Here is a 14,414-nt window from a genome sequence, read left to right on the forward strand (position 1 = left end):
AAGCAGAGAAGCGCGAAGTCGCATCACTTGATGGAATGCAAAAAATTGTTGGCGATAGTGCCATTGGTGTAGCGGGTGATAATATTTTTGAAATGGTGAAGCGTCGCTATCAAAAGAAAATCGAAAAAAGCACTTTCCTTCCAAAAAAGTAAGGCGTACCTTTTATTAATGAGTATGCATCGTGTTTTGGGAATTATGTCTGGTACAAGTCTTGATGGCGTTGATTATGCGCTTTGCGAGATTTCAAAAGCATCTGTTAAATTAAAACAAATTTGGTCTTTTGAATATCCAGCAAAACTTAAAAGCCGATTGATGGCTGCGGCTAGTAATAATCTTTCAAGCTATGATTTTTCACAATTGCATCACGATCTTGGTCGTTTTTATGCTCTTAAAGCTCCAAAAGTAAAATTTGATTACATTGGTCTGCATGGGCAAACCATTTTTCATAATCCCGTAAAAAATGAAGGGGCCACTTTTCAAATGGGTGAGCCTGCTTATTTAGCAGCGCGTTTTAATGTACCGGTTGTGAATCAATTTCGCACCATGGATCTCGCCCTTGGCGGTCAAGGCGCTCCACTTGCAACTCTGTTTCATAAAGAAGTTTTCTCGCGTAAAAATTTAAACGTCGCTGTGAATAATTTAGGTGGAATCAGTAACGTCACCTACTTACCAAAATCGGGTAAAATTTTATCTTTTGACACGGGTCCTGCGAATATTTTAATCGACGGGGCTATAAGTCATTTCACGCGCGCAAAATTAACGTTTGATAAAAATGGTGAATATGCAAGGCGTGGAATTTCTCATGGCGGTCTAATTGATAGATGGCTTAAGCATCCGTTTTTTGCAAAAAAACCACCCAAGAGCACGGGCCGTGAAGAGTTTAGTTTCTTATTTCTTAAAAAAGTATTGGCTGAATGTTCAAAACTCAAACTTGATTCATATTCAACTGTTGCGACACTCACAGGTTTCACGGCAGCAAGTCTTGCGCTTAATTATGAAAAGCATTTGCCTCAATGGCCAGACGTAGTTGTTTTATGTGGCGGCGGTTCTCAAAATTCGACATTAGTAAAAGCAATCAGATCTGCCTTGCGTGAACGTCAATGGCTCAATGTTGGCTCAAAGCTTGTAAAACCACTTGATGTCGTTACATCAGCAGAGTGGGGGTGGCCCACACAAAGTATCGAAGCTGCAGCGTTTGCACTACTTGCCTATCGCACCGTAAATCACTTATCAGGAAACATACCGCAAACCACCGGCGCACGAAAAGCAGCCGTCTTAGGCCAAATCACTCCAGCGCCATAACGAGAATGCTACAAAACTAAGGTGTTTGTGTGTACTGCGTCGGCGGGGACATTTACGCCAGCGGCTATTATTGAATTTTCGATTACTGCGTTTTTATCGACGGTGCAGCCGTCACCAAAAACTGCAAAGCCTGATACCTTAACACTTGAGTGAATAAGGCATTGTCTGCCTAAAAGTATTTTATTTTGATTTCCTAAAGGCAAAAGATGTTCGCAGCCCTGGCCCTCCCAAATATTTGGCCTTCGATCATACCCAGGCCAAAAGCGGCGAAACAGACTTAAAAAATAAGGTTGGTGTTGAAGTTTGGGTAACATCTTAAGAAGTGATTCTGTGGCCTCTAAATAATCTTGCAACGTGCCCGCATCAAACCATAAACCAGATTTTTCATAAGCCATTACGACTTCATCTTTTGCAATAGCTTTAAGATAGACGTCATAGTTGATGTCGCATGCACCAGCGGGTATGTATTTAAAAATACTTTCTTCTAAAAGATGCACACCCACAAAATGAAAGGGCTTACATTCTTTTGCGGGCTTTTCTTTTCCGATATGTACAACTTGATTTTTATCGTCAACCCAAACAGCGCCGTATTTTTTTCCGGCTTCAGGATGTTCCATCACGATAAGTGTGGCGAGTGCGTGACTTTGATGATGCACCTCTAAAGCATCTGTGATTGAAAAACCATTCACCACATCGGCATTAGCCACAACGAAGGTTCCGCGGCTAGATAGTGTTTGTCGTGCTTTTTTAATCGCCCCACCTGTGCCAAGAATTTTATTTTTTTCATCACTAAAATGCAGAGGTACGTTAATGGCATCACTATATTTATGAAACGTTTCTTTTATTTTATCAGGAAGATGATGTGTGTTGATGGTTAGATTGTCTAAACCTAATTGCTGCATCAAATGAAGGTTGTAAAAAGCAATTGGTATATTCAAAAGTGGAATCACAGGTTTTGGAATTTTTTCTGTGAACGGTTGAAACCGAGTGCCTAAGCCTGCTGCTAAAAGTAGACCGTTCATGATGGGGTAATATCTTTTTCAAATAATCCTTGATCGGTAAGTAAATCAAGAAGCTCACGATGTTCTGGAAATTTAAGCAGGGCTCGACGCACACGTTGAAGAGTACTGCGAATATATTTTAAATACCGTGTATCATTTCGGGTGTTAAAAAAACTAGCAAAAGACCCGCAGGCCTTAAGACATCGTTGAATGCTTTGAAGGTCATAAATTTTATCAAAGTGTTCGCGATCAACGGGCTTTGGAATAAACTCCCGTCTTTTTTCTAAGTAATAATTTAACAACCCTTCGGCAACTTCTTCATTGAGATCAACATATGAATCACGAAGTAAACTCACAAGATCATATTGAACAGCACCCAATCTTGCGTCTTGAAAGTCGATGACACGCATTTTACCGGTTTTAATCATAAGATTGCGTGAGTGATAATCACGGTGTGCAATGAACTTTGGTTCTTGATGAATTTTTTCACAAATTGCATGAAAGTGTTTATCTAAAACAGCGTTTTGTTTGTCGTCAAATTTTAAATGCAAAAATTTTTCTAATAAATGCTCTCGTGCGTAATTTATCTCCCACAAAAGTCGTTCAGTATTAAACTCAATTTTAAATGCAGAATACTCAGGCTTACGATCGGCGGTACATGGATAATGAATTTTTATGATTTCATCAATTGAACGTTGATAAAATTCAAGCGCATGAATTGGATTTTGGCTTTCCCAGAATTTTCTCTCTAGGGTTAAATCACCTAGATCTTCTAATAAAACAAAACCTTCTTCTTTAGAAACATTAATTACTTTAGGAACATGTACGTCATGTTTTGCGAAATGTTCTAGTACATTTAAAAATGGATAATTTTTTACGTCAGTGAAAGGTTCCCAACTCATAAGCACATAAGAGTCTTCGTTTAGCATTGCGCGGTAGTAGCGTCTTGCAGAGGCATCACCGGCTAATGATTGAACAACTACATCTTTACTTTTAAGTGAAGTGCTTAAAAATCTATAATACGAATCAGACTCAAGAATTTTTGCCACTCCGCTTAGCCTGTTTTTTTCTTTGGTGGTGCTGGTGGAGTTGGAGTCATCGGTGCAACATAAGCTTTCATCGCTTCAAATTCAGGTGTGCTGACGATTGATTTTTTTTGCGGTGGAAGTTTTGCGATATAGGCTTGCGCTTCTTTTATGCGATCTGCAGACGGTGGATGTGTGCGAAGAAGGTCTGAGAGACCACCTCTTTTTGCACCATGTGCTTCTTCAAGTTTTTGTAATTTTTTAAAAAAACTTGCGAGTCCATTTACGTCGTAGCCTGAGCGATAAAGAATATCTACGCCAGTGTGATCTGATTCTAGTTCGGCTTGACGTCCATAATGAAGAAGTCCACCTTGGCCTAAAAGCATAACTCCCATGCCATAATACTGACCGCCTTTTTCATTACCAACTGCGATTGCGGTACCGGCTGCGGCAATTTGAACAAGCATTGCATCGGTCATACGTTTTGTTCCATGACGATGAACGACGTGTCCAATTTCATGGCCAAGAACACCAACAAGTTCGGCTTCATTTTCTGCTTGTTTTAAAAGCGCAAGATTTACGTACATGTGACCACCGGGAATCGCAAACGCATTTACTTCTGATGAATCAATGACGGCAAATGTATATTCAAACATCGGGTTTTCAACTTGAGCAACCATCTTGCGGCCAAGATTATTAATATAGCTTTGTAAAACCGGGTCTTTCATCACCTTATATTCTTTTTCAACTTGTGCCGCGTACTGTGCACCTTGCGACGCTTCTTGTTGCGGGCTAATGAGATTAAGCCCCGTACCTGAAGTGCGACATCCAGAAAGTGCGACTGTAAAAATCAAAATCAATAGAGTTTTCATAGAGAAAAAGCGTAGCGCTTTTGTGTACCTACGTCAACATTGGGTGTGACGGGTGAGGGTCTCATTTGATTTGGATTGCTGATTTAAATAAAGATGCTTTAACAAAAATTAACGCTGAGCAATGTGCTCTGATTTTGACCCATTTTTTCTTTGTCATGTTGCTAAGCCCCATTGAGGGTGAGGCAAAAACTTTATTCTTGAGATCATAATGTGACCCTTGAATTGAAACAGCGCGCTTTTTAAAATCTAAAATACTAAATACACTTCCCGTGGGAACAGAAAACGCGAAGGTTTTTTTATCAACCAGAGAAGTTATCCACATATCCTCATCAGCAAAAAAAATCTGGGGATACTTTTGCGCTAAGGTTAAATTCACAAGTGCATGATCTGGTCGACCTTCGTGATCACGGTGCGCACCAATTACAAGTTTGAGTGAATTTTTCGGAAGCTCTTGAAGTGTGTATTCTAAATCACTGACTGATTTTTTTTGCGGCAGTGTTATGCGAGCTTTTGGACTGATTTTTTTAATTATCGTTTCTTTAGTTGAGTCGTTATCGCCAATATGAAGTGTTGGACTGATTTTTAAACCTTGAAGTGCTTCAATGCCGCGATCAACAGTAATCAGGTTTTGTGCATATGGAAGAATTTTTCGGATATAAGATTTTGGAGGACATAGCCCTCCAGCAATCACAAGATAATCAAACACCAGATGCTTTGCGGTCGCGTATCGTTTTGCGATCGCCAAAACCGATGACGTTACTGAGACTTTCAGTAATGGCAATGTGTCCAAGAGTTTGTTCGGTCATATCGAGTTTGTATTGTGCGCTAAGTGCTGAACCCAAAATAAGATCGATTGTTTCACGTACCTGAGAAAGTTCGTGGGGTTTAAGTGTGTTAATTTTATTTACTTTTGTGGCACCAACCAAGGTACCTTCTACACGAATAGGCACGATGAGTTGATTGTGCGCTACTATCATCGGTGCGCCAGCATTACGTTTTACGGTTTCTAATGTTATAAAGTTTTCATCAGCTTGATCTGTAACTGAAATGTATTGGACAGCAACACCGAATCTATTAATCATCATTGAATTTAATTTGGAAATAATTCGATCCATATCAAAAGCTCTCATTATAAAATCCTCATCTTCTCACGTTCACCATCAGCAACGTGTATGCCATCGAGGACACCCCTCGTAGCAATAAGACCTTTGTCAAATCAAGATTGGTTAAAGATGTGAGAGATAAATTTCTTTCATAATAATTTGGAGGGGTTAGCTTAATGCGTATTTTTTGAAGTTGAATTTGGCATAGAAAATAAGAAAGCCCAGAGCCAGTTTGTATATGGCCCTGGGCTTGTCGATCGTGAAATTCTTACTTTAAAAGTTTTCTTTTATCTAAACCGTACTTCTCAACCTTCATGATCAATCCGGCTCGTGAAATGCCCAGTTCTTTAGCCAATTTTGACTTATTCCAACCGGTTCTACGTAGACCTTCTTTGATCATCTCGCGCTCGAGTTCTTCGAGAGCATCTTTGAGTTTTCCGTGTACGCGTGCACCCTGTATTTTGTTCTTTTCGCCAAAATCTAAAATACGTGGAGAAAGCATATCGGCTGTAAGCTTTTGCTCTTCGCCAGCGAGAACAACAAGGCGTTCGATCTCGTTTTGTAGCTCTCTGATATTACCGGGCCATGGAAAATCATAAATTTTCTCTAAAGCGCGTTTGGTCATGATTTTCTTTTTCTGATTCTTCTCTTGTCCAGCAGCTTCTAAGAAGTGCTCCACTAAAAGTGGGATATCTTCTTTTCTATCGCGAAGAGGAGGAACTCGAATATTAATAACGTTGATACGGTAATATAAGTCTTCTCTGAACGTTCCTTTTTCAACCATATCTTTTAGATCACGGTTTGTAGCGGCGAGAATTCTTACATCAACTTTGCGAGTTTCTGTTGCTCCAACTGGCAAGAACGTACCTTCTTGAATTACGCGTAATAGTTTTACTTGCATTGAAGGTGAAGTGTCACCGATCTCGTCAAGAAAGAATGTCCCTTTGTCTGCGATTTCAAATAGACCTTTTTTATCTTTAATGGCGCCCGTGAATGAACCCTTCACGTGACCAAATAATTCTGAGTCCAAAAGATTTTCGTTAAAAGCAGAGCAGTTCTGACTTACAAAGGCGCGATCTTTTCTAGGTGAGTTGTAATGTATCGCTTTGGCGATCAACTCTTTACCTGTACCGTTGTCACCCTGAATAAGAACAGTGCTTTCTGAGTTTTTAATTTTGTCTAACAGTGTATAGACATCTTGCATGGGTTTACTTTTACCAATCATGCTGTCGTATTTATAACGGATGCCTAATTCTTTATTGAGTTCACTGATGCGTGTCTCGCGGCTTGTGATTTCTGTGTGAAGAGTGACAACCTCTTGACCTACGAGATCAACAAGTTCGGTAAAGAAATTGCGCTCATCTTCTTTGAGTGAACGAATATTTGTAGAGGCTTGTTCTAACTCTGAAGCATTTGCTCCAAATGCAGATAAGCAACTTTTAAGTTCTGCTGTGCGTTCCGGAGTTACACCGTCTTTAAAAAATCCAAGTGCAACAACAGAACCCATAAACTCACCATCAAGAATGATGGGAAACACGGCGGCATCAAAACCAGCGGCATCCCATTTTTTAACGACGTGTTTGTTATCCACGCGTCGAAGTTCTTCAATTGTGGTTTTCACAAACTCAGCTAAACTCTCCACACCTTTATCACGTGTGAGAATTGGGCGAACAGCAGTGTTATTGAAAACATGCTTTTCACGTTTAAAGCCTCGTAAGTTTCCCTGTTCATCGGTGAACACAGTTTCGATGTCCCACCACTGACTAATGATTGATTTGAGTTTTTGGATGACGTGAATATGTTCAAACTCGTCCCAATTAATCATGTGCAAGCGCTCCTTGGTTATAGAATTTAAAACAGCATGAGCCGTTCCAACATAAGACTTATCGTCAAAACTTCAGACAAGTTGAGGTCCAGTTGTCATTTATTTGGTCATATTGCGACGCATCAAGTGTTTAAATTTACTGTGATCATCGTGCCAACTGGGGCTAGTGAAAAATAATTCGTCACATAAGTCAGCTGTTAAGGAGTTCTACAGCAAGTAGGCCTTAAATTGATTTGTGGGGGGTTTTTATTAGTAGAAATGGTGCCGGGTTACTTTGATCCTCGTCCTTGAACGCCAAATGACGCTGCCACAGTTACCCGCTTAAGCCCTAGGAATCAGAACAAGATTTTCAACACTAAGTAAACTAAATGCAGAAACCTGGGGATCAGGTTGGGGTTTCTCTTTAGTTTCCTAATGATCTTCCGAAATGAAGAAAGACCGGTGTAAACAGTCTTTTTTGTATAAAACTTCATACGATCTCCTTTCGCAGAGGAGATAATCCCTTATCTTAGGGAATCAAAGGCCCAGCGAGCAGTCATACTGCAAGCTGGGTTTTGTCTTTAAAGCGAATAAAACTAAATTGCAGATGGCCGTGATCGAAAAGTCGGATGCTGCTCGGATATTTAATCTTGTTAGTTGGAGTTAAGAATTTCTTTTAAAAACAATCCTGTGTGACTGTTCTTCACCTTGGCAATTTCGTGAGGAGTGCCTTGGGCTACGATTTGACCACCACCAGCGCCACCCTCTGGACCAAGATCAATAATAAAATCACTATTTCTAATAACTTCTAAATTATGTTCGATGACGATGACACTTCCACCGCTATCAATCAGACGATTAATGACATTCAAAAGCATATCTACTTCTCTAAAGTGCAGACCCGTTGTTGGTTCATCAAGAATATAAAGTGTCGCTCGTTGTTGTGAGCTTTGAAATTCTTTGGCAATTTTGAGACGCTGACTTTCGCCGCCACTCAAAGTCGGCGCTGGCTGACCTAGAGTGATATATTCTAAACCGACTTCGCGAAGTACACTTAAGGGGCGTCTGATATTAGGATAATTTACGAAAAAATCCATGGCCTCTGTGACAGTCATACGCAAGATATTGTCAATGTTTTTACCATTGTAGCGTACTTCTAAAATTTCTTTTTTAAATCGCCGGCCATCACAAGCATCGCATTTCAAGGCCACTTCTTCCATAAAAACCATATCGATGATTTCAACACCTTCGCCGCGACAAACGGGGCATCTTCCGCCATCAACGTTAAAACTAAAAAACCCTGGGGTGTAGCCCCGTTGTTTTGAATCACTCGTTGAAGCCATGATGGCTCTGATGTCATCGTAAACTTTAAGATATGTAACGGGGTTACTGCGACTGCTTTTGCCAATTGGCTTTTGATCAATGAGCATAATGTTTTTTACAAATTCAGCGCCGGTAAGTTTTTTAAATGGTGCGGACACATCAAATTCTTTTTGTAGTGAACGAGCAAGTGCTGGATACAAAGTATCTGTGACAAGGGTTGATTTGCCGCTACCACTAACACCTGTGACACATACAAGTCGATTGAGTGGGAATGTCACATCGATATTTTTAAGATTGTTGCCCGAGCAACCTTTGAGTTCAATTTTGTATTTAAAATTTTCTAACACCATTGGGCGCCGAGAGGCGTCGGTTACTGATTTTTTAGTGGGGCGCAAATAACTGGCGGTGAGTGATTTTGGATTTTTTAAAAACATTTCTGTGGTGTCTGAGTTTAAAACCTCACCACCTAAATGCCCTGAGCCCGGACCCATTTCAATAACATGACTACTATGTTGAATGACGTCACGGTCATGTTCAACAATTACGAGAGTGTTACCAAGTCTACGTAATTTTTTTAAAATATTAATAAGTCGTAAATTATCTCTTGGATGCAAACCTACTGTGGGTTCATCTAAAACATAAAGTGTTTGTGATAAACCCATGCCCAGTTGATTTGCTAAATGAATGCGTTGATATTCACCCCCTGAGAGTGAGCGAGTAAGACGATCAAGAGTTAAATAATCAACACCCACTTCAATGAGAAACGAAAGTCTTGATTGTACTTGTTTAAAAACTTCAAGTGCGATGGCCGCTTCTTGTGGCGCAAGTTTAAGGCCTGTGAAAAAATCATGAAGTTCTTGAAGTGTTAGTAGTGAAAGTGCAGAAATTGGTTTTCCATTAAGTAAAACCATATTGGCTTCGGGTCTGAGGCGTGTCCCGTGACAGGCTTCACAGAGAAATGGGCTTTTAAAGCGCGATAAAAACACGCGCACGTGCATTTTATATCTTTTCTCCTCGAGATATTCAAAAAACCCCATAACGCCGTAAAAACCTTTTCCGCCTTCCCAAATGAGTTTTTTCTCATCTTCGGGAAGTTCTACCCAGGGCGTTTCAAGATTAATTTTATTTTTACGTGCAAAGTCGATGAGTTTTCTTTGCGCACCTTTACTCGAGGGCATGGCAAGTGGTTCGATGCACTGTTGCGCAATGCTTGCTTGCGGATTAGGGATAACTTTAAGTTCATCGACTGTGAGGATGTTTCCGAATCCATTACAAGTCGTGCACGCCCCGTAAGGGCTGCTGAAGCTAAAAAGCCTTGAATTAATGGGCGGCAAAGTGAAACTGCAAATCGAGCAACTGATCTCTTCACTTAATGGAATCTCTTGGCCCTCAACCGTGCGTACGCGTGCATATCCTCCACCTAAACCATGGTTGAATTTTAAACTCATGGCATAGGCTTGGGATAACGAATCTACTAGGCGACCTCGCGATTGTTCATTCACAACCAAACGATCGATAACAACGAAAAAATCAGTTGCTGGAAGTTTTGATTTTGCATCAAGATCAATAATTTCTTGAGATTTTGGTTTGGTGATTCGTAGATAACCTTCACTGATAATAAGTGCTAAAAGTTTTTTACCCTCAACGACTCGCATTTTTTCGGTCACAGGAAATAAAATAAAAGCCCGTGCATCGGGCATTTCATTTAACAAACGTGTGGCGCCATCGCTGACTGAATCTTTTTTGATCGGACCATGGCCGTTCGGGCACATGGGTGTTCCGATTTTTTCATAAAGCAGGCGTAGATAATCTAAAATTTCAGTGGTGGTTCCCACGGTGGATCTAGAATTTTTCACATGATTTTTTTGTTCAATAGCAATTGCGGGTGGAATATTTTGAACAAATTCAACATCTGGTTTTGGTGCTTTGTTTAAAAATTGCCGTGCGTAAGTCGAAAGACTTTCGATATAACGACGTTGCCCTTCGGCATAAAGCGTTTCAAAAGCTAAGGATGATTTGCCTGAGCCTGAAGGACCACAAATAACTGTAAACGAACCAAGGGGAATTCTGACGCTAATGTTTTTGAGATTATTCTGTTTCGCCCCTTGAAGGACGATTTCTTTCACTCCGATAAATCCTCTTTAAAGAAATTCTTCTCTTCTGCCTGCGGTAATTCTTCACCAGAAGCAGAGGGCTCCGTACCCTCGCGAAATGCTTCTCGCACTGCGCGCTTAGATTTTGCTGAGGCCAATTTGCCCGTCTCAGCATCGATATTTGCAAACACAATGCCTGAAGGAACAGCAAAATCTGAAGCGGGAGTATCTTCTACTGCAACGTTCATATAATCAACCCAAATGGGAAGTGCAGATGCGTTACCAGTTTCAAATCTTCCTAAAGGTTTTTCATCATCAAAGCCAACCCATACACCTGTTGAAACATGAGCTGTGTACCCGACATACCATGCGTCGTAATATCCGTTTGTTGTGCCCGTTTTTCCCGCTGAGGGTCTTCCTAATGCCTTGGCGCGCCAGCCTGTTCCCTCTTGAACAACACCTTTTAAGAGGTTGGTGATTAAATATGCTGTTTGCGCTGAGATCGCTTGATCTGGATTGTCGAATTTAAAAGTTTCTTCAGTAACAGCCGGGGCGGCACCAGTAGTTTCAGCTGCAACGGGTGTGGCGATCGGTGTTGCCGAAGCCAAAGCATCTATTTCTTTTTTAAATTTCTCATCAAGTAAAACATTTTCAATTAAAATTTCTTTACCTGCTGAATCTGTAACTTTTTTAATGAGAATCGGTTTTGTGATTTTTCCACCTTTTGCAAAAACAGAAAACGCTTTTGTCATTTCAAAAAGTGTAACACCGCTTGAACCCAGTGCCATGGTGAAGTCTAAATTGAGCGGGCTAAATATTCCTAAACGTCTAGAATATTTTGCAACCCAATCAAGACCAATTGTTTCAAGAATTTTTACTGTTGGAATATTTAATGATTTAATAATTGCGTTTCGAAATAAAACATCGCCAGAAAATTTGTTTTCAAAATTCCCAGGTTTCCATTTTTTTGTTTCTTGACCTTCGCCCTCTTCATACACAACCGGTGCATCTACAATTGTCGAAGCAGAAGTAAAACCCTTATCTAATGCGGCGGCATAAATGATGGCCTTATAAGTAGAACCCGTTTGCCTAGCAGCCTGAAGAGCTCGATTGTATTCAGATTTTGCAAAGTTTGACCCGCCGACCATAGCTAATACGTCGCCCGTATCGAGATCAAAACTTAAAAGAGCTGCTTGCGCAATGGGTTCTTGTTCTAGAGTCAGGCCAACATATTCTGCAAATGGCGGAAGATCAGCGGGCGGTGGTGGTGGTTTTTTTCCTTTAACGACTTTTACTTTTTTAAGCTGCTCATCAATTCTTTTTGATGTGAATTTATCTGATTTAATTCTGACATCAACGACATCCCCGATTTTTAATGCTTTAGACGGATCTTTAATCGTGTCTTCGGTGTGATGTTTTGTAACGTCGGGTTTACGTGCCCAATTCATATCATCGATATCAATAAGACCTTGAGACTCTGTAAAACGAACGGTGACCAAGCTCCATTTGGTATCAATTTTTGTAACAACACCTTTCACGATTTGATTAACAGTCACGTAGGTTGGAATATTAGGTGTTCCGTCTTTATGTTTGAGATCAAGTGGCGGCTTAGGTGGTTCTTTTCCATCAGGTGTGACGATTCTGTAAGGCTGATTTTTTTGCATTAAGCTATCGCGTTCTTTGACTAAGAGTTGTGCGATCTCTTCTGCTGTTTTGAGGTTTTTCTCAGCCCCTCTGTAGCCTTGTCGTTTATCAAGATCACGCAGATTTTTTTCAACCGAGGCTTGTGCGGCTAATTGTTTTTTAGAATCCATTGCTGTGTAGATTTTAATTCCTTCATCAAGAACTTTTTCTTCGCCCAGTGAAGCATTGAGAAATTGTCGGACAGTCTCTTTGTAAAATGGTGCAAGATCTTGAAACTCTTCACGGTAATAAACTTTTACAGGCTCTGAGATCGCCTTTTTTGCTTCATCTTTGGTGATGTAACCATCATCAGCCATGCGCCCTATAACATAAACTTGGCGCTCTTTGGCTCGCAGCGGGTTTAATACGGGTGAATATTTGCCTGGAGCTTGGGGAAGACCTGCGAGCATTGCTGTTTCTGCTAATGTGAGTTCACTTACATCTTTACGATAATAGTTTTGCGCCGCCGCTTGAACACCATAGGCACCGTGGCCTAGATAAATTTGATTTAAATAGAGATACAAGATGTCTTCTTTGGTGAGATTTTTTTCCATGCGATAGGCCAAAATGGCTTCTTTAATTTTTCGCGAAAGTTTTTTCTCAGGTGTAAGCATCAATGATTTTGCGACCTGTTGTGTGATCGTGCTTCCGCCTTGTACTGTATGACCGGCTTTGAGATTGGCAATACTCGCGCGTAAAATAGCGGTTAAATTTATTCCACCATGTTTAAAAAATGTTGAGTCTTCGGCTGCGATAAACGCGCGATAGACTTGTTCGGGGATTTGTTTGTATGGAATGATTATTCGCTTTTCGCGAAAAAATTCGCCCACCTTTTTACCATCGCGCGAATAAATCTCACTCACCACAAGAGGCTTGTAATCTTCAAGTGTGATAAGTTTTGGGAGACTCGCTGCTGCGATGAAAAAGGAGATGGTGATTCCGATAACCCCTAAAAATCCGACAATAATTACGACTGCTATAATGTTTTTAAGTTTCACGATTTTCCGTCCTGTACGATTAACAAGAATAGTTGTATGAGATTAGCATGTTGAAAGCCATTCCTGTCGAAGAAATATTAAGCGCGCAAGGCGTCATAATTGATGTTCGCTCTGAAAGCGAATTCGCTGAGGCCCATGTGCCTGGCGCTATAGGTATTTCACTGTTTTCTGATGGTGAAAGAGCAGAGGTGGGCACACTTTATAAGAAAAGTGGCCCAGAATCTGCCCGGGTGCGTGGCCTTGAGATTGTTAAACCCAAACTCTCAACATTTTGGATAGCGTTTGAAGGGCTTTTTAAAGAACTAAAACTAAATCAACCTGGTGATGAAATATTAAAGCAAGCCTTTGCGATTGTTGCCGATCGCTTAATGCATGAAACTCCAACTGATGACGTAGCATCTTTAATTGTTCAAAATCCAAAAGTTCATGAGCGAGAATTGATATTTTATTGTTGGCGCGGTGGTGCTCGTTCAAGAAGTATGGCCATGCTAGCTCAACTTTTGGGTTTTAATTCCCGCGTAGTCACTGGCGGGCATAAAGCCTTTCGCGCGTATGTTCAAAATTATTTAGATGCGCCAGAATATCCGTTTAAAATTTGCACACTTTACGGATTAACGGGTGCGGCGAAAACACAAATACTTCAGCAATGGCAGGTTGAAGGCAAACCCATCATTGATTTAGAGGCGTTGGCGTTTCATCGCGGCAGTGCGTTTGGACAATTGGGTTTTGCGGAACGTGGGCGACAAAAAGATTTTGAGAACAATCTTTTTTGGCAAATGCAAAAGCTTGCTGCGCGCGGAGAAAAATTCATCGTTGTGGAAGGTGAAAGTCAGCGCATTGGTTATTGCCAACTTCCCAATCGCTTTATGGAGGCAATGCTCGACGGGATTCATGTGAAAGTTGATCGTTCACTTGAAGAGCGTGTGGAACATATTATTGATCACTACGTTAAGCCGTTTAAAGAAGAAGCCGTGATGCAAGAAGCCGTTAGAGCCCTTGATGCGATTAAAAGAAAATTGGGCTCAGAAAAACATAAAGAACTCGCCTTGATTCTCGCACAAAAAAATTATTCAGATTTCACCCGTGAACTTTTAGTAAACTACTACGACAAACTCTACGGCCTAAGCCGCGCACCAGATGATTTTTACCATTTGGTAATCAATGGTGCCAGCGATTGGGAAAAGATTGCCGTTTTATTAAATGGTTAATC

10 protein-coding genes are annotated in these 14,414 nt (G+C 40.7%); 2 read left to right on the top strand and 8 right to left on the bottom strand.

Features of this window, described 5'->3' with window-relative positions; genetic code table 11:
- Window positions 1–168: 168 nt before the first annotated feature.
- On the top strand, window positions 169–1,302 hold the full coding sequence (locus tag SGI74_14070) for an anhydro-N-acetylmuramic acid kinase (GenBank protein MDZ4678620.1): 1,134 nt from the start codon (window positions 169–171) through the stop codon (window positions 1,300–1,302).
- Window positions 1,303–1,310: 8 nt separating this feature from the next.
- Here SGI74_14070 and SGI74_14075 read toward each other — a convergent pair whose 3' ends face one another.
- The 8 genes from SGI74_14075 to SGI74_14110 all read right to left on the bottom strand — a co-directional run bounded on the left by SGI74_14075 (window position 1,311) and on the right by SGI74_14110 (window position 13,204).
- Window positions 1,311–2,324 (bottom strand): NDP-sugar synthase, encoded by a 1,014-nt coding sequence (locus SGI74_14075; GenBank protein ID MDZ4678621.1) that lies wholly within the window; start codon window positions 2,322–2,324, stop codon window positions 1,311–1,313.
- A complete protein-coding gene (locus tag SGI74_14080; protein ID MDZ4678622.1) occupies window positions 2,321–3,352 on the bottom strand; it encodes a phosphotransferase in 1,032 nt (343 codons plus the stop codon). The genes SGI74_14075 and SGI74_14080 overlap by 4 nt, the downstream gene beginning before the upstream one ends.
- A 5-nt stretch (window positions 3,353–3,357) precedes the next feature.
- Window positions 3,358–4,200, bottom strand: coding sequence for a M48 family metallopeptidase (locus SGI74_14085; GenBank protein ID MDZ4678623.1), 843 nt, complete (start codon window positions 4,198–4,200; stop codon window positions 3,358–3,360).
- 61 nt (window positions 4,201–4,261) lie between these two features.
- Window positions 4,262–4,945: a thiamine diphosphokinase gene (locus SGI74_14090; GenBank protein ID MDZ4678624.1), complete on the bottom strand. Its 684-nt coding sequence runs from the start codon at window positions 4,943–4,945 to the stop codon at window positions 4,262–4,264.
- On the bottom strand, window positions 4,899–5,330 hold the full coding sequence (locus SGI74_14095; protein MDZ4678625.1) for a hypothetical protein: 432 nt from the start codon (window positions 5,328–5,330) through the stop codon (window positions 4,899–4,901). Before SGI74_14095 ends, SGI74_14090 begins: the two co-directional genes overlap by 47 nt.
- A 241-nt stretch (window positions 5,331–5,571) precedes the next feature.
- The gene (locus SGI74_14100) at window positions 5,572–7,128 is read right to left on the bottom strand and encodes a sigma 54-interacting transcriptional regulator (GenBank protein ID MDZ4678626.1); all 1,557 of its coding nucleotides are present in this window, start codon (window positions 7,126–7,128) and stop codon (window positions 5,572–5,574) included.
- A gap of 632 nt (window positions 7,129–7,760) precedes the next feature.
- Window positions 7,761–10,556 (bottom strand): excinuclease ABC subunit UvrA, encoded by a 2,796-nt coding sequence (gene uvrA, locus SGI74_14105; protein ID MDZ4678627.1) that lies wholly within the window; start codon window positions 10,554–10,556, stop codon window positions 7,761–7,763.
- On the bottom strand, window positions 10,553–13,204 hold the full coding sequence (locus tag SGI74_14110; protein ID MDZ4678628.1) for a PBP1A family penicillin-binding protein: 2,652 nt from the start codon (window positions 13,202–13,204) through the stop codon (window positions 10,553–10,555). Before SGI74_14110 ends, uvrA begins: the two co-directional genes overlap by 4 nt.
- Before the next feature lie 47 nt (window positions 13,205–13,251).
- Here SGI74_14110 and mnmH point away from each other — a divergent pair, with 47 nt between their 5' ends.
- A complete protein-coding gene (gene mnmH, locus SGI74_14115) occupies window positions 13,252–14,412 on the top strand; it encodes a tRNA 2-selenouridine(34) synthase MnmH (GenBank protein ID MDZ4678629.1) in 1,161 nt (386 codons plus the stop codon).
- Window positions 14,413–14,414 lie beyond the last annotated feature (2 nt).

The sequence above is a fragment of the Oligoflexia bacterium genome (genome assembly GCA_034439615.1).
Classification (GTDB): Bacteria; Bdellovibrionota; Bdellovibrionia; order JABDDW01; family JABDDW01; genus JAWXAT01.

What these genes read in the sequence shown, in the direction of transcription:
- SGI74_14070 (MDZ4678620.1), top strand. Translation starts at nt 169, where the DNA reads ATGAGTATGCATCGTGTTTTGGGAATTATGTCTGGTACAAGTCTTGAT.
- SGI74_14075 (MDZ4678621.1), bottom strand. Translation starts at nt 2,324, where the DNA reads ATGAACGGTCTACTTTTAGCAGCAGGCTTAGGCACTCGGTTTCAACCG.
- SGI74_14085 (MDZ4678623.1), bottom strand. Translation starts at nt 4,200, where the DNA reads ATGAAAACTCTATTGATTTTGATTTTTACAGTCGCACTTTCTGGATGT.
- SGI74_14095 (MDZ4678625.1), bottom strand. Translation starts at nt 5,330, where the DNA reads ATGAGAGCTTTTGATATGGATCGAATTATTTCCAAATTAAATTCAATG.
- SGI74_14100 (MDZ4678626.1), bottom strand. Translation starts at nt 7,128, where the DNA reads ATGATTAATTGGGACGAGTTTGAACATATTCACGTCATCCAAAAACTC.
- mnmH (MDZ4678629.1), top strand. Translation starts at nt 13,252, where the DNA reads ATGTTGAAAGCCATTCCTGTCGAAGAAATATTAAGCGCGCAAGGCGTC.